At 69.2% G+C, this 15,119-nt stretch carries 17 protein-coding genes and 2 tRNA genes; 8 read left to right on the top strand and 11 right to left on the bottom strand.

Annotated elements, in window-relative coordinates; translation table 11 throughout:
- The 3 genes from AB0310_RS10185 to pknB are packed head-to-tail and all read left to right on the top strand — an operon-like array spanning position 1 to position 4,940.
- On the top strand, positions 1-1,455 hold the full coding sequence (locus tag AB0310_RS10185) for a peptidoglycan D,D-transpeptidase FtsI family protein (RefSeq protein WP_366237162.1): 1,455 nt from the start codon (positions 1-3) through the stop codon (positions 1,453-1,455).
- Positions 1,452-3,203: a serine/threonine-protein kinase gene (locus AB0310_RS10180; RefSeq protein WP_232089135.1), complete on the top strand. Its 1,752-nt coding sequence runs from the start codon at positions 1,452-1,454 to the stop codon at positions 3,201-3,203. The genes AB0310_RS10185 and AB0310_RS10180 overlap by 4 nt, the downstream gene beginning before the upstream one ends.
- A 45-nt stretch (positions 3,204-3,248) precedes the next feature.
- Positions 3,249-4,940 (top strand): Stk1 family PASTA domain-containing Ser/Thr kinase, encoded by a 1,692-nt coding sequence (gene pknB / locus AB0310_RS10175; protein WP_187662803.1) that lies wholly within the window; start codon positions 3,249-3,251, stop codon positions 4,938-4,940.
- Between the two features lie 19 nt (positions 4,941-4,959).
- On the opposite strand, the gene AB0310_RS10170 is transcribed toward pknB, so the two are convergent.
- From AB0310_RS10170 to AB0310_RS10160, 3 genes are read right to left on the bottom strand one after another with little or no spacing between them, the layout of a single operon-like run.
- The gene (locus tag AB0310_RS10170) at positions 4,960-5,592 is read right to left on the bottom strand and encodes an anthranilate synthase component II (RefSeq protein WP_366237161.1); all 633 of its coding nucleotides are present in this window, start codon (positions 5,590-5,592) and stop codon (positions 4,960-4,962) included.
- Complete coding sequence (locus AB0310_RS10165; protein ID WP_136051341.1) at positions 5,589-5,744, bottom strand: DUF4175 domain-containing protein; 156 nt, start codon at positions 5,742-5,744, stop codon at positions 5,589-5,591. Before AB0310_RS10165 ends, AB0310_RS10170 begins: the two co-directional genes overlap by 4 nt.
- Before the next feature lie 25 nt (positions 5,745-5,769).
- Entirely contained in the window at positions 5,770-6,564 is a 795-nt protein-coding gene (locus AB0310_RS10160; RefSeq protein ID WP_366237160.1) for a class E sortase, read from the bottom strand.
- 104 nt (positions 6,565-6,668) lie between these two features.
- Here AB0310_RS10160 and AB0310_RS10155 point away from each other — a divergent pair, with 104 nt between their 5' ends.
- The gene (locus tag AB0310_RS10155) at positions 6,669-6,908 is read left to right on the top strand and encodes a cell division protein CrgA (protein WP_025102888.1); all 240 of its coding nucleotides are present in this window, start codon (positions 6,669-6,671) and stop codon (positions 6,906-6,908) included.
- A 150-nt stretch (positions 6,909-7,058) separates the two neighbouring features.
- Here the strand turns inward: AB0310_RS10155 and AB0310_RS10150 are convergent, their stop codons facing one another.
- Positions 7,059-7,952 carry a rhomboid family intramembrane serine protease gene (locus tag AB0310_RS10150; protein ID WP_366237159.1) on the bottom strand — a complete coding sequence of 298 codons (894 nt, stop codon included), beginning with the start codon at positions 7,950-7,952 and terminating at the stop codon, positions 7,059-7,061.
- A gap of 21 nt (positions 7,953-7,973) precedes the next feature.
- Entirely contained in the window at positions 7,974-8,531 is a 558-nt protein-coding gene (locus tag AB0310_RS10145) for a peptidylprolyl isomerase (protein ID WP_187662799.1), read from the bottom strand.
- Between the two features lie 146 nt (positions 8,532-8,677).
- On the opposite strand from AB0310_RS10145, the gene AB0310_RS10140 reads away from it, so the two are divergent.
- Positions 8,678-9,175 (top strand): hypothetical protein, encoded by a 498-nt coding sequence (locus AB0310_RS10140; RefSeq protein WP_025102885.1) that lies wholly within the window; start codon positions 8,678-8,680, stop codon positions 9,173-9,175.
- The gene (locus tag AB0310_RS10135) at positions 9,172-9,654 is read left to right on the top strand and encodes an aminoacyl-tRNA deacylase (RefSeq protein WP_366237158.1); all 483 of its coding nucleotides are present in this window, start codon (positions 9,172-9,174) and stop codon (positions 9,652-9,654) included. Before AB0310_RS10140 ends, AB0310_RS10135 begins: the two co-directional genes overlap by 4 nt.
- Before the next feature lie 10 nt (positions 9,655-9,664).
- Here the strand turns inward: AB0310_RS10135 and AB0310_RS10130 are convergent, their stop codons facing one another.
- Positions 9,665-10,087: an NUDIX hydrolase gene (locus AB0310_RS10130; protein WP_187662798.1), complete on the bottom strand. Its 423-nt coding sequence runs from the start codon at positions 10,085-10,087 to the stop codon at positions 9,665-9,667.
- 136 nt (positions 10,088-10,223) lie between these two features.
- Between AB0310_RS10130 and AB0310_RS10125 the strand changes: the two genes are divergently transcribed.
- Together AB0310_RS10125 and AB0310_RS10120 are read left to right on the top strand one after the other, a co-directional pair.
- Positions 10,224-10,670: a hypothetical protein gene (locus AB0310_RS10125; RefSeq protein ID WP_268777831.1), complete on the top strand. Its 447-nt coding sequence runs from the start codon at positions 10,224-10,226 to the stop codon at positions 10,668-10,670.
- 51 nt (positions 10,671-10,721) lie between these two features.
- A complete protein-coding gene (locus AB0310_RS10120) occupies positions 10,722-11,843 on the top strand; it encodes a M24 family metallopeptidase (protein ID WP_268777832.1) in 1,122 nt (373 codons plus the stop codon).
- Positions 11,844-11,863: 20 nt separating this feature from the next.
- On the opposite strand, the gene AB0310_RS10115 is transcribed toward AB0310_RS10120, so the two are convergent.
- The 5 genes from AB0310_RS10115 to AB0310_RS10095 form a co-directional block, all read right to left on the bottom strand.
- Positions 11,864-11,939 (bottom strand) — tRNA-Ala (locus AB0310_RS10115).
- Positions 11,940-11,965: 26 nt separating this feature from the next.
- Positions 11,966-12,039: transfer RNA gene (locus AB0310_RS10110), tRNA-Ile, on the bottom strand.
- An 86-nt stretch (positions 12,040-12,125) separates the two neighbouring features.
- Positions 12,126-13,034, bottom strand: a complete 909-nt coding sequence (locus tag AB0310_RS10105; RefSeq protein ID WP_366237157.1) for a DUF4097 family beta strand repeat-containing protein — start codon at positions 13,032-13,034, stop codon at positions 12,126-12,128.
- Positions 13,031-13,720 carry a LuxR C-terminal-related transcriptional regulator gene (locus tag AB0310_RS10100; protein WP_366237156.1) on the bottom strand — a complete coding sequence of 230 codons (690 nt, stop codon included), beginning with the start codon at positions 13,718-13,720 and terminating at the stop codon, positions 13,031-13,033. The genes AB0310_RS10105 and AB0310_RS10100 overlap by 4 nt, the downstream gene beginning before the upstream one ends.
- Positions 13,708-15,072, bottom strand: a complete 1,365-nt coding sequence (locus AB0310_RS10095; RefSeq protein WP_366237155.1) for a sensor histidine kinase — start codon at positions 15,070-15,072, stop codon at positions 13,708-13,710. Before AB0310_RS10095 ends, AB0310_RS10100 begins: the two co-directional genes overlap by 13 nt.
- Between the last annotated feature and the right edge of the window lie 47 nt (positions 15,073-15,119).

Here is a 15,119-nt window from a genome sequence, read left to right as displayed (position 1 = left end):
ATGACACGAGAACTCCGCAGACTCAGCATCGTCATGCTGTTCATGTTCATCGCGCTGTTCGCCGCGACGAGCTGGATCCAGGTCGTCGAGACCGACGGGCTGTCGCAGAACCCGCACAACAAGCGCACCCGGCTGGACAGCTACGAGATCCAGCGCGGCGCGATCATCGTCGACGGCACCGCGATCGCCAACTCGGTCCCCAGCGACGACACGTACCGGTTCCAGCGCGTCTACACCGACGCCGAGATGTGGGAGCCCGTCACCGGCTACTTCAACCCCGCGCTCGGCTCCAGCACCGGCATCGAGGAGGCGATGAACGCCGATCTCTCGGGCACGGGCTCGAACGCGTTCTTCGCGGAGATCGAGCGGATCCTCTCCGGTCAGCCCCAGCGCGGGTTCAGCGTCGAGCTGTCGTTGAACACGGCTGCGCAGCGCGCCGCCACCGAGGCACTGGACGGCCTGCAGGGCGCCGTCGTGGCGATGGACCCGAAGACCGGACGCATCCTCGCGCTGGCGTCCACCCCCGGCTTCGACACGAACAGCATGGCGACCCACGACGCGAACGCCGCCAACGCGACCTACGACCAGCTCGTGGCCGACCCCGGCAAACCACTGTCGAACCGGGCGATCGCCGGCGACCTCAATCCCCCGGGGTCGACCTTCAAGATCGTCGTGGCGGCGGCCGCCTACGCCAGCGGAGAGTGGACGCCGGAGTCGACCCTCCCCAACCCCGCCTCGTACACGCTGCCGGGCTCGAGCAGTCGCGTCTCCAACGCGTGGGGCGGCACCTGCGGCTCCGGCGCGACGGTCACGATCGCCGAGGCGATCCGTCTCAGCTGCAACATCCCCATGGCCGAGCTCGCGGTCGAGCTCGGCGATGACACGATCCGGGAGATGGCGGAGAAGTTCGGGTTCAACCGCAGCTTCGACATCCCGCTCACCTCGACGCCCTCGAGCTACCCCCAGGGGCTCGACGACGCGCAGACCGCCCTCACCGGATTCGGGCAGGGGCAGGTGACCGCGACGCCATTGCAGATCGCCATGGTCTCCGCGGGCATCGCCAACGACGGCGTCGTCATGAACCCGCAGATGGTCGACGCCGTGATCGGCAACGACCTCTCGGTGATCCGGTCGTTCGACAGCACCGAGTTCGGTCGCGCGATGGAGCCGGACGTCGCCGACGAGGTGACCTCCGCCATGGTCGCGAGCGTCTCAAACGGCGCGGCGCAGGGTGCAAGAATAGACGGGGTCGACGTGGCCGGTAAGACCGGAACGGCGGAGAACGGAAACAGGCCGCACACGCTGTGGTTCACGGGGTTCGCCCCCGCGGACGACCCCGCGGTCGCGGTAGCGGTCGTCGTCGAGAACGGCGGCGGACAGGGTCAATCAGGAAGCGGGGACACCATCGCCGCTCCGATTGCGAAGAAGGTCATAGAGGCGGTGCTGGGCAGATGAGGCCGACGCAGGGTGTGTCGTTCGGTGGTCGCTACGAGCTGCAGTCGCGGATTGCGATCGGCGGCATGGGCGAGGTGTGGGAGGCGACGGATCACGTCATCGGACGCACCGTCGCCATCAAGATCCTCAAGGACGAGTACATGGGGGACCCCGGGTTCCTCGAGCGGTTCCGCGCGGAAGCGCGTCATGCTGCGCTCGTCAACCACGAGGGCATCGCCAGCGTGTTCGATTACGGCGAGGAGAACGGCAGCGCCTACCTCGTCATGGAGCTCGTGCCGGGTGAGGCCCTGTCGACGATCCTGGAGCGGGACGGCGCACTGAGTGCCGACAAGACGCTCGACATCGTCGCGCAGACCGCTTCGGCCCTCCAGGCCGCGCACGCCGCGGGTCTCGTGCACCGCGACATCAAGCCCGGGAACCTCCTCATCACGCCCGACGGCCGTGTGAAGATCACCGACTTCGGCATCGCCCGGATCGCCGATCAGGTACCGCTCACCGCGACCGGTCAGGTCATGGGCACGGTGCAGTACCTGTCGCCGGAGCAGGCGTCGGGTCACCCTGCCTCCCCCGCGACCGACACGTACTCGCTCGGCATCGTCGCGTACGAGTGCCTCGCCGGCAAGCGCCCCTTCACGGGCGAGTCGCAGGTCGCGATCGCCATGGCGCAGATCAACGAGCAGCCGCCGCCGCTGCCGCCGACGGTCCCGATCCCCGTGCAGAACCTGGTCATGGCGATGATCGCCAAGAAGCCGGCGGATCGCCCCTCCTCCTCGGCCACGGTCGCTCGTGCGGCCCAGGCCCTGCGTCGCGGAGACCTGAACTCCGCGGCCATCGCCGTGCCCGCCATCGCGACGGGCGGCATCGCCGGCGACGACGACGCCACGCGCATGCTCACCGCGACCGGTGACGACGGCACGACACGCATCCTCCCCACCACCGCGCAGCTTCCCACCGACGAGGCCGCCGCGGAGGAGCAGGAGAAGAAAAAGAAGAAGAAGAGCGCCTGGACCTGGCCGCTCATCGCGCTGCTGGTCCTGCTGCTCATCGTCGTCGCCGGCACGCTGTGGGCGCTGTTCGGCAACCAGGGCAAGGATGCCGACCCCGACCCCACCGGGTCCGCGAGCCGCACCCCCACGCAGACACAGACGCAGACGCCCTCGCAGGAGCCCACGCCCGACGAGACCCGGGTCGACGTGACCGCACTCGGTCTCAACGGCATGGACTGCGGCACCGCGACCGCGACGCTCAAGGAGGCCGGGTTCTCCGACATCGCCTGCGGCGAGGGCGACCCCGCCCCGAGCGACGGCGACGTCGGCAAGGTCTACCGGGTGCAGCCGGAGGGGAACGTCGCCACGACGACCCCGATCGCGCTCACGGTCTACGCCGGCCGCACGCCGCTGCCGACGCCGACCGACCAGCCGACGATCACCGGCGACCCGGTCGCGGGCAGCACCGTGACGATCTCCTGGGGCACCGGTTTCACCTGCCCCAGCGGCACGACGCTGTCCGGCTACGTCGTCTCGCTGCAGAACGGCACCTTCGCCTCCGGCGGCCCGAACTTCCAGCCGACGCAGCGCAACGCTCAGGTGACCGTCGGCGACGCCGTGGGACAGCAGCTCATCGCGACGTATCAGGGCCTGTGCTCCGGTGGCGACCAGCGCACGTCGAACGCCTCTCCCCCGCTCTCCGTCACGATCGTGGCACCGGAGGACGGCGAGGGTGACGGCGGCGACGGCGCCCAAGGGTAGCCTGAGTATCCAGTCCAGCCGCAGTCGTTTCCAGGGGGGTCATCCGTGTCCACAGAGCCACAAGTCATCGCGGGCCGGTACCGCGTCGACGAGCTCATCGGACACGGCGGGATGGCGAAGGTGTACCGCGGGTACGACCTGACCCTCGGCCGCGAGATCGCGATCAAGATCCTCGATCCCGATCTCGCCCGCGACACCAGTTTCCGCACGCGGTTCCGCCTGGAGGCGCAGTCGGCGTCGCGCATGTCGCACCCGTCGATCGTCCGTGTGTACGACGCCGGTGATCCGTCGACGGTCGACAGTTCCTCGGACGAGCCGCCGTACATCGTGATGGAGCTGGTCAAGGGCACCCTGCTCAAGAAGATCATCGCCGACGGTCCGGTTCCCGTCGAGGACGCGGTGCGCTACGTCGACGGCATCCTCGAAGCGCTGGACTACTCGCATCGCGCGGGCGTCGTGCACCGCGACATCAAGCCCGGCAACGTCATGGTCACCGACAAGGGCCAGGTGAAGGTCATGGACTTCGGCATCGCGCGCGCGGTGTCCGACTCGTCCTCGACGGTGGCCGAGACCACTCAGATCATCGGCACCGCCGCGTACTTCTCCCCCGAGCAGGCCAAGGGCGAACCGGTCGACGCCCGTGCCGACCTCTACTCCACAGGGGTCGTGCTCTACGAACTGCTGACGGGACGACAGCCGTTCCGTGGCGAGTCGCCGGTCGCCGTGGCCTACCAGCACGTCAGCGAGACGCCGGTCCCGCCCTCCGAGGTCAACGAGGAGTCGCCCGCCGCCCTCGACCCGATCGTGCTGCGTGCCCTCGCCAAGGACCCGTACCAGCGGTATCCGGATGCCGCGCACTTCCGCGCCGCTCTGGATGCCGCGGTGACGGGCGCCGCACCCACCCGCAAGCAGATCGGCGCGCTGACCAGCGAGCTCTACGGCCCGAGCCCCCGCCAGGCGCAGGAGACGGCGCGGTCGCTGCGTCAGCTCAGCACCGACACCACGATGGCACGCACGCAGTCGGGACCGCCCGTCGCCTGGATCTGGGCGGGAGTCGCCCTGCTGGCGGTGCTCCTGGCCTCGGTGCTGTTCTGGGTCTGGACCATCAGCATGCGTCCCGCCGACGTGCCCAGCACCTCGCGAGTCGTCCCCGACCTGACGAACGTCGCCTCCGAGCGCGCACAGGACGATCTCGCTGAGCTGGATCTCTCCTCCAAGATCGTCATCGAGTCGAGCCCGTCGATCGCCGAGGGCAACGTGATCCGCACCGACCCCGAGGGCGGCGTCTCCGTGGAGCAGGGTTCGACCGTCACCCTCTACGTGTCCTCCGGCGAAGAGACAGTGGTCGTGCCGAAGCTCGAGGGGATGTCCCTCGATGCCGCGACGAAGGCGTTGAAGGCCGCCGGCCTCGAACTCGGCACCGTGACGCAGCGCAACGACAAGGGCCTCGCCGCCAACACCGTCATGACGGCGAGCGAGGAGGCGGATGCCGAGGTCGCTCCCGGCACCGTCGTGAACCTCGAGGTGGCCAGCGGGAAGGTCACTCTGAACAACGTCGTCGGCTGGTCCCTGGACTCGGCCACGCAGGCGCTCGAGGACCTGGGGCTCACCCCGGTGCCGACCGAGGCGCCGGAGTGCCCGGCGACGGATCCGGAGACCGTGCACTCGATGTCCGTCGCGCCGGGCGACGTCCCCGTCGGGTCGTCGGTCGAACTCCGCTACTGCACCGGATCCTGACGCGACACTCCGCGGCGGTTCAGCGTGCGAGCGGGTCGAGGCGGACGGAGCGGGTGACGGCCTCCTCGTCGCCGCACAGCCGGAGCCAGTTGGCGAGGAGCCGGTAGCCCCCTGGGGTGAGGACGCTCTCCGGGTGGAACTGCACCCCGTGCACCGGCAGTGTCCGGTGCGCGAGCGCCATGACGGTGCCGTCGGGGGCGGTCGCGGTCACGATGAGGTCGGCGGGAAGGTCACCCGCCGCGAGAGCGAGCGAGTGGTAGCGCCCGACGTCGAAGGGTGAGGGCAGACCCGCGAACAGCTCGGAGCCGTCATGCCGGACGGCCGAGACCATGCCGTGCATCACCTCGGGGGCGGAACCGACGGCCGAGCCGAATGCGGCCCCGATGACCTGGTGCCCGAGACATACTCCGAGGGTGGGCACTCCCCGCCGCATCGCGATGCGTGCCGCGTCGACCGAGACGCCGGCATCGGCGGGCGCCCCCGGCCCAGGAGAGAGCAGGAGGGCGTCATGCGCGCCGAGAAGCGCGTCGATCCCGGCCGGGTCGGTCGCGTCCGACTCCACCAGCGTGGTGTCGGCGCCGAGTTCCCGGAGGTAGCCCACGAGGGTGTGCACGAAGCTGTCGTGGTTGTCGACCACGAGCACCCTGGTCATTCGACGTCGACTTCGCCCGGCGCGATGAGCGGGCTGACCCACGGGAACACGTACCAGAACAACGCGTAGAGCACCGCGGCGATCACCACGAGCAGGATGAGGACGCGCAGCCACCACGGGCCGGGCAGCAGGCGCCAGAGTGCGGCGTACATGGGTCTTCTCTCTCCTGGTGGCGGGTCAGACGGACGGCGCGGCCGGCGGGGGCGGTGGGTCGGTGAGGGCGGACGGAGGCCCCTCGGCCCGAGGCTGGAAGCTCTCGAACACCCCGTAGGCGACGATGCGCTCGGCGAGCGAGTACAGCGGCGAGCACGCCGTCAGTGTGATGTACTGCTCGCCGGTCTGCTGCTCCGGCATCTGCGGCACGTCGGCGAGCACGTCGGTCTGCGTCGGCTTCACATACTCCAGGGTGCGGAACCGGTAGGTGTACCAGCCGTCGGGCGTCTCCACCACGATCGCGTCGCCCACGTGCAGCTTGTCGAGCTGGTTGAACGGCTTCCCCCAGGTCGTCCGGTGGCCGGCGAGCGAGAAGTTCCCCACCTCTCCGGGCATCTTCGACTGCGTGTAGACGCCGATGCCCTTCTGGTCGAGGGTGCGCGCGCGACTCGTGCCCCCGTAGATGCCGAAGTTGTAGTCGGCCCCGAATCGGGGGATGTGCATCTGACCGAACCACTCCCCGTCGGCCGGCGCCGTGGGGACGGGCGCCTCGTACACGGTCTCGCCGTCGTCCGTCTCGACCAGCGGCGGCAGTTCCGGTGCCTCCCCCGCGGCGAGCTGCTGCGAGATCGCGGCACCTTCCTCGTTCTTCTGGGCCGCGATGATGATGTCGCCGATCCACATCTGCCAGGCGACGAAGAGGAGGACGACGACGCCCGCGGTCAGGTGCAGTTCGCCGAGCACGCTCGCGAACGTGGCTCGCGACCGTGGTCGCTGCCGCCGTTCGCGCCGCCCCCCAGGCGCGACAGATGCAGTCATGGGCGTGATCATATCCGTCCGACCTGTGCAGCAGGAGCTGGGGCATCGCCGATCCGCGCCCTGACGGCTCGTCGGCGCCGAGGTCTCCCGGGTACAATGACGGCATGGCACGTGACCGCAAGACCGAAGAACCCGCCGTCGAGCGCGCCGAAGGCGACGCCGCTCCCAACGCCGTCTGGTTCAAGCCGGTGATGATCGGCTTCATGCTCCTCGGCCTCGCGTGGATCCTCGTCTTCTACATCTCGGGCATGCAGTTCCCCATCCCCGGGCTCGACAACTGGAATCTGGCCATCGGCCTGGGCATCGCCCTCATCGGATTCCTCATGACGACACGCTGGCGCTGACCGCGCAGACGACAGAAAACCCCTCGCCTCTTCGGCGGGGGGTTTTCGTCTGTGGAACGAAGCGGAAGTTATCCACAGGTTATCCCCACACTGGGGAGAATTACACCGATGTTATTCACAGGGGTTAACAACCCTGTTAACAACTCGGGATCAGGCCAAAAGGATCAGCGGCGGTACCACGGCGACCACGACGATCAACAGCACCACGAGGGCTGCGAGCGACACGAACTGCCAGGTCCGCTGGTCGCGGCGCTTCGTGCGGACGTAGATCAGCGCCACGAGAGCGCCCGTGATCGCGCCGCCGAGGTGCGCCTGCCAGGAGATGCCGCCCGCGAAGAATCCGAAGGCGAAGTTGATGCCGAGGATGACGAGGATGCCGGTGACGTTCGCCCCGATGTGCCGTCCGATGATCAGGAGCGACGCCAGGAGTCCGAAGATCGCCCCCGAGGCGCCGACCGTCCACGTCTCCGGCGCGAGAACGGCCACCATGACCGAACCGCCGAGACCGCTGATGAGATACAGCGCGAGGTAGCGGACGCGACCGAGCATCGGTTCGAGATTCTGTCCGAGCATCCACAGGGCGAGCATGTTCAGGGCGAGATGCACGAAGCTGCCGTGCACGAAAAGCACCGTCAGCAACCGCCACGGCTCGAACGGCAGGAGGGAGAGGTTCGGGTACAGGAACGGCGCGTAGAAGCCGAGGGCCTGGATGATCGGGGCGTTGAGCCCGGGGATGAGCTGCACGAGGCCGATGAACGACGTCACCGCGAGCAGCGCGTAGGTGACCACGGGCTTGCCGCTGCGCACGGCACCCATGGTGGCGGCCCCACCGCCACGCCACCGACGCGCGGCCTTCTTCTGCGCAGGGGTGCGGTTCTTGCGCTCCGCGTTCATGCACTCCGGGCAGATGACGCCGACCGGGGCAGGCGTCTGGCACTCCGGGCAGATCGTCCGAAGGCACCGCTGGCAGAGCACGAAGCTCTGCCGATCCGGATGCCGGTAGCAGAAGTTCTCACGGTTGTTCGTGAACTCGGGCGTCGTCATCCGGATCGGCCGTCGCTGTCGTCAGGCGGCGACGATGTCGATCGACTGCAGCACGACCGGCTCGATCGGGCGATCGCCCGCCGCGGTCGGAACGGCGGAGATCGCGTCGACGACCTTGCGCGAGGCGTCGTCGGCGACCTCGCCGAAGATCGTGTGCTTGCCCTGCAGCCACGGCGTCGGGTCGGTCGTGATGAAGAACTGCGAGCCGTTCGTGCCCTCGACCTTGCCGGTGATGGCGTTGCGGCGAAGACCCGCGTTGGCCATCGCGAGGATGTAGGGCTCGTTGAAGTTGAGCTCGTTGTTGATCTCGTCGTCGAAGTTGTACCCCGGACCGCCGACGCCCTGACCGAGCGGGTCGCCGCCCTGGATCATGAAGTTCGGGATGATGCGGTGGAAGACGACGTCCTTGTAGAGGGGGCCCTCGCCCGGCTTGCCGGTGGCGGGGTGCGTCCACTCCTGGGACCCGTCGGCGAGGCCGACGAAGTTCTTGACCGTCTTCGGGGCGTGGTCGCCGAAGAGGTTGATGACGATGTCACCGTGGTTGGTGTGCAGAGTTGCGACGTGGGAAGCGTGAACCATGCGTTCATTCTCGCAGAGCTTCCGGTGAGCGGGCCGGGTGCGTACAGGCCCGGCGCCGATGATGCAAGGGGCGGGCGATTCCCTCGCCGCATCCAGCCTCTCGTGGCAAGATGGGGAACCCGTACTCCAATGGACAGGAGAGCATCGTGAGCCTCAGCCGCAAGCGGAAGAAGCAGCTTCGTCGTCTTCAGAAGGACGCGAACCAGCTGTGGGAAGACCAGCAGGTGCTCGTCGGCCACGCTGCCGACGTCGCTCGTGAGGCAGGTCGCCAGCTCGGCAACTTCAATCGCGAGCAGATCGTCCCGGTCGTCCAGGACACCTACAACCGCCGCGTCGCCCCGGTCGTCGACCGTTCGGTGAAGGCCGGCAAGCACGTCGTGGACGACAAGGTCGTCCCAATCGTCGGCGGTGTCGTGGGTACGGCACTGACCGCCTGGGACGTCGCGAACGCCAAGCGTCACGGCGTCGAGTACAAGGCGCGCAAGGCCGTCTCGCAGAAGAAGGGTCCTGGCCTCGGATCCGTCATCGCCATCGTCCTGGGTGCCGCAGCCGCGGTCGGCGTGCTCTACGCCGCCTGGCAGGCGCTGCGGGCCGACGATGAGCTGTGGGTGGCCGACGACCCGCTGTCGGCTCCCGACGCGTGACCACTCCCGACCCGCACGCGCGGGTGCGGGATGCTGCGGCCGCCCGTGGACTCGACATCGAGATCCGCGAGCGGCCGCAGGCGCGTAGACTCGTCGAGGCCGCCGAGATCCTCGGCATCCCGCCGTCGGGCATCGTGAAGACCCTCGTGGTGAAACGCTCGGACGACACGTATCTGTTCGCTCTCGTCCCCGGCGGACGATCCATCTCCTGGCCCAAGCTGCGCGCCCTCGTGGGCGTCAACAAGCTGCGCCTCCCGGAGCCCGAGCTGGCCCTCGCGGCGACCGGCTACGAGCGCGGGACCATCGTGCCGATCGGCAGCACCACCGACTGGCCGGTCTACGCCGACGCATCGATCGTCGGTCAGCGGGTGGCGATGGGCGCAGGCACGCACGGCTACAGCCTCTTCGTCGACGCCGACGACCTCATCGCCGCGTACGACGCCACCGTCGCCGACATCTCGGTTCCCGACGAACGCTGACGGTCGACTCCTAGAGGATGCCGGCCATCCGCAACGCGATGTCGACCAGGCGAACGCGCTGCAAACCCGCGACCGCGGGGAGCGGGAACCATTCCGCGCGATCGGTGGAGCCCTCCGTCTCCCAACGGAGCTTCCCGCCGGATACCTCCGCCCGGTAGACGATGCGCAAGGTGTGCAGCGGATCCGACGACTTCTGCACGCGCCGCCCGGCGGGGATGACACGGGAATGGATACCGAGCAGCGACCCGACCCTCACCGTGTAGCCCGTCTCCTCGCGGATCTCCCGGCGCACGGCATCCTCGGGCGCCTCGCCCGGCTCCAGCCCGCCGCCGGGAAGGGTCCAGGCCACCCGCCGGCCCTCGGTCCATCGCGCCAGGAGGAGGCGCCCACCCTCATCGGTGACGACCCCGTATGCGGCGACGCGCAGGTCCATGGAGACACCCTATCCGGGTATCGTGCCATCGCCCGCCGCGTGACGGGACCGGCGGATCGATCACGAATCGAGAAGCACGGGAGCGGTCGGCGTCCCTACGCTGGGACCATCATCGAGGCCGCACGAGAGGACCATCATGGCCGACACCGAGAAGAACTTCACCCCCGAGGAGCGCGAGGCCATGCAGGCCGCCGCGAAGGAGGCGCGCACCCGACGCTCCCGAGCCAAGAAGTCGCCCGAGGAACTGCGCGCCGCCGGCGAGGCCGATCTCAAGGAAGCCGTCGCGAAGCTCACCGACGAGGACAGGCAGCTCGCCGAGAAGCTGCACGCGCTGGTGTCCGAGGTGGCGCCGGAGCTCGTGCCCCGCACGTACTACGGCATGCCGGCGTGGGGCCGAGACGGCAAGGTGCTGTGCTTCTTCCAGCCGGCGAGCAAGTTCAAGGTCCGCTACGGAACCTTCGGCTTCGAGCCGATCTCCCACCTCGACGACGGCACCGTCTGGCCGACCGCGTACGCGGTGACCGCGCTCACGGAGAAGGATCTCGAGTTCCTCGCCGCGCGCATCCGCCAGGCGATCAGCTGATTCGCGGTGAAGGCCTGACGCAGCGGTGTCGCTCGCGTTAGCGTGGTGGCTGTGAGCACCCTCCCCTTCTCCGCCGCCGTCTACGCCCGCCGCCTGGAGCGCGCGCAGGACCTCGCGCATGCTGCCGGTTTCGACGCGATCGTCGTCGGCCCCGGCCCCGACCTCCAGTACCTCCTCGGCGTCGAGGGCGACACCATCGAGCGGCTGACCGCGCTGGTCCTTCCTCCCCGCGGCGCGGTTACGGTGGTCGTCCCACGCATGGAGCTCGCCAAGGTGCGCAGCACGGCCATCGGCGAGCTGGGACTGACCGTCGCCGACTGGGTGGACGGCGAGGACCCGTACGCCCTCGTGGCCGCGGCGACGGGCTCGGTCTCGCGCGTCGGCGTCTCGGATGCGCTTCCCGCGCTGCACGTCGTGCCGATCGGGGAGCGGCTGCAGGCGCGGCTCGAACTCGCCACGCCCGTCCTCCGGGAGGGCCGGATGATCAAGGATGACGAGGAGATCGCCGAGCTGCGTCGCGCCGGCGCGGCGATCGATGCCGTGCACCGCCGCGTACCCGCCTGGTTGCGCGCGGGGCGCACCGAGCGAGAGGTCGCCGCCGACATCGCCGCCGCGATCGTCGAGGAAGGCCATCGGACGGTCGAGTTCGTCATCGTCGGCTCTGGGCCCAACGGCGCGGATCCGCACCACGAGGTCTCCGACCGGGTCATCGAGGAGGGCGACGTGGTGGTCGTCGACATCGGCGGCGCCGTGCCGAGCGGCTACAACTCGGACAGCACGAGGACCTATGTCGTCGGAACGCCTGATCCGGCTGCTGTGGACCGCATCGCCACCCTCGTCCGCGCGCAGCAGGCGGCGGTGGATGCGGTGCGCCCTGGAGCCACGGCGGCGGAGGTCGACGCGGCCGCCCGTTCGGTGCTCGCGGAGGCCGGGCTCGGGGAGGCGTTCCTGCACCGCACCGGTCACGGCATCGGCGTCTCGGTGCACGAGGAGCCCTACATCGCCCCCGGCAACGACCTCGTGCTCCGAGAGGGCATGGCCTTCAGCATCGAGCCCGGCATCTACTTCCCGGGAGAGTGGGGCGCCCGCATCGAGGACATCGTGGTCGTGACGGCGGACGGGGTCGAACGCCTGAACACGGCACCGCACGGACTCACGGCAACCGACGGGTGAGGTGAGGCGGGGGGAGAGGATGGTGGAGCCTAGGAGATTCGAACTCCTGACATCCTGCTTGCAAAGCAGGCGCTCTACCAACTGAGCTAAGGCCCCGTGAGGGAATTCTTGAATTGAAAGGGTGGGGCTACCAGGACTTGAACCTGGGACCTCTTCATTATCAGTGAAGCGCTCTAACCGCCTGAGCTATAGCCCCGTCAACCTCCAGAACTTTACCGGAGTTTCGGCGAAAATCCGAATCGAGGGCGGGGACCCCGCGCTGGAGCCCCACCCTCGCCCGGTTCATCGTCCGGGGTCGACGTTCACACTGCCGGCCGACACGGACACGTCGATCGTGCGACGGGCGCTGGGCGACTCGTCGACACGGGCATCGAACGACCCCGCATTGACGTCCTGACTGATCCGGTACTCCACATCCGGAAGGGTCAGGTTCAGGGATCCGGCGCTCACGTCGATGGTGGTCGTCGTCGGCGCGTCGCCGGTCAGCTCCACCGTCAGATCACCCGCGGCGATGCCGAGATCCGCCTGGTCGACGCCGTCGAGGAGGACGTCCGCCCGCCCCGCGTTCATCTGCACATCGACGGTCGAGGCCGCTCCGGAGACATCGAGGGATCCGGCGTTGATCTGCACCTCGAGGGTGCCGAACTCGCCGGAGACGTCGAGAGCGCCGGCATCGAGCGTGAGGCTCGCGTCGAGGTCCGAGCTGCTGAGCTCCTTCGGAAGGGTGAGCACGGCGCGCTCGTCGTCACCGAACCAGTTGCCGAACCACCAGCCGAAGGCGGGCCGAGGGCTCCGGACGACGAGCTCGTCCGCTTCGCGCTCGAACGTCCACGAACCTCGACCGTTGGTCACGGAGAGCTCCGCCGCGTCCACATCTCCGAAGTCGATGCGGACCATGCTCGCATCGGCGTCGAGATCGATCGCGGTGACGCCGTCGACGTCCACCGTCTGCACCGAATCCGGTCGGCTGGAGGATAGAAGGGTGCCGGTCGCCGCGACGGCCGCCGTGCCTCCGGCTCCGAGCAGGGCGATCCCACCGACCACGGCGGTGACGATCATGACGGCGGTCGCTCCGGATGAACGCCGCGGTCCGGGCGCGCTCGGCGACGGCGTGGGGGAAGCCACGGACGGCGGCGGCGGGGGAGTGATCGGGGTGTGTCCGCCCTGTGCTCCGGTGTTCTCGGTGGTCATCGTGAGACTCCTGTCTGGCCGTTCGACGGCGCCGTGCCGCCCGTGTTCTCGAGGTGGGCCAGCGCGGCGAGCACGCGGCGGTTGCCCGCCTCGTCCTGTTCGAAGCCCAGCTTCTGGAAGATGGAGGTGATGTGCTTCTCGACGCTCGCTCCCGAGAGGAAGAGGAGGGCAGCGATCGCCTGATTCGACTTGCCCTCGGCGAGCAGCGCCAGCACGGTGCGCTCCCGCTCGGTGAGCCGCATCATGCGATCGTCGCGGTTCCGGCGGGTCAGGAGCTGGGCCACGACCTCCGGGTCCAGCACGGTGGCGCCGTCGGCTATCCGCTGCACCGAATCGATGAACTCGGCGACATCCGCCACCCGGTCCTTCAGGAGGTAGCCGAGCGGACCGCCCTGCGCGGCGATGAGATCGGACGCGTAGCGCTCCTCCACATACTGGGACAGCACGAGGATGGCGAGCGACGGATGCACCGCCCGCAGATCGAGCGCCGCGCGGATGCCCTCGTCCGTGAAGGTCGGCGGCAGCCGCACATCGAGGATGCAGAGGTCCGGCGTCGTCGACGTCACGGCCTCGCGGAGACCGATCGTGTCGGTGAGGGCCGCGACCACCTCGTGGCCGGCGTCCTCGAGCAGACGCACGAGCCCCTCGCGCAGGAGGACGGAATCCTCGCAGATCAGGATGCGCATGGCACGTTCACCTCCAGGCTGGTCGGACCGCCCTGGGGGCTGTCGAGTCGAAACGTTCCGCCCGCCGCGAGGATCCGGTTCGCGATGCCGTCGAGGCCCCCGCCCGGGATGACCTGGGCGCCGCCCATGCCGTTGTCCTCGACCCGCGCCCAGAGGACGTTCCCCTCACGGAGCCGGACGGTGACCCGCGCTTCGCTCGCTCGGGAGTGCTTCGCCGCGTTGGTCAGCGATTCGGCGATGGAGAAGTACACCGCCGCCTCCGCATCACGTCCGGGCCGGCTTGCCCCGGCGCCGCCACCCGGGGTCCTTGCCCCACCACCCGGGGTCCCTGACTGAGTCCCTGACCCACCACCCTGGGTCCCTGAGCTTGTCGAAGGGTCCATCCGCACATCCAACTGCACGGGGATGGGGGAGCGGCTGGCGAGCGCGGACAACGCGGCGTCGAGTCCGCGGTCGTCGAGCACGGAGGCGTGGATCCCGCGGGCGAGCTGCCGCAGTTCGGTGATGGCGGCCTTCGTCGACGTGTGGGCCTCGGAGATGAGCTCTTTCGCGGCGTCGGGGTCGGTGTCGATCTTCTGCTGAGCGAGCCCGAGCGTCATCCCGACGGAGACGAGCCGCGGCTGGACGCCGTCGTGCAGATCGCGCTCGATCCGCGTCCGTTCCACATCGGCCGCACGGACGGCGCCCTCACGCTGGGCGGTGGATGCGCGGACACGCTCGGTGAGCTCGACCTCACGAGCCCGGGCGACGATCGCCAGCGCGAGTGTCCGGGCCAGGAGCGCGAGGCCGATGATCCCGGCGGCGGAGGCGAGTGCGCCGAGGACGCCGATCACGGGCGCCCAGGACACCGGGATCTGCCCGCCACCGAAGGGGCCGACGATGGTCTCGGCCGAGGTCAGCGGTGCGAAGGCGATGATCATCGACCAGAGGAGTGCCCAGAACAGTCGGAGCACCACGAAGCCGAGGACCGCGGTGATGGCGAAGTTCGCCACCGCACGCCACATCCGCCCATCGATCGCCTGCCTCCCGAGCGCGCGGAGCCAGCCGCCGAAGCCGGGACGGTCCCGCGGCTGGAGCCGCAGCGGGGCGTTCGGCACCCGGTACAGGGCGGCGACGCGGGCGATCTCGAACCAGCCGACGCCGAAGAGCACATATACGAGGCCCACGAGCACCACGATGCCGACGCCGAAGACGAAGAGGAGGCCGAGTCCGGTGCCGAGGAGCCCGCCGAGCATGCCGAAGATGGCGCCCCCGATCACCCCGACACCGGCGAGATGCAGGATCGTGAGCGGGATGCGCAACGGCGGCTTCACCGCCGGCGCGGTGCCCGCGGTCGCAGTCTGTGTGGTCATGCTTCCACGGTAGGGCCGCCGCCGGACCTCGCCCACCGAGTCAACCG

This window comes from Microbacterium meiriae, assembly GCF_040702565.1.
Lineage (GTDB): Bacteria > Actinomycetota > Actinomycetes > Actinomycetales > Microbacteriaceae > Microbacterium > Microbacterium meiriae.
The sequence above is the reverse complement of the archived record's forward strand: the minus strand, read 5'-3'. Positions and strand labels throughout refer to the sequence as shown.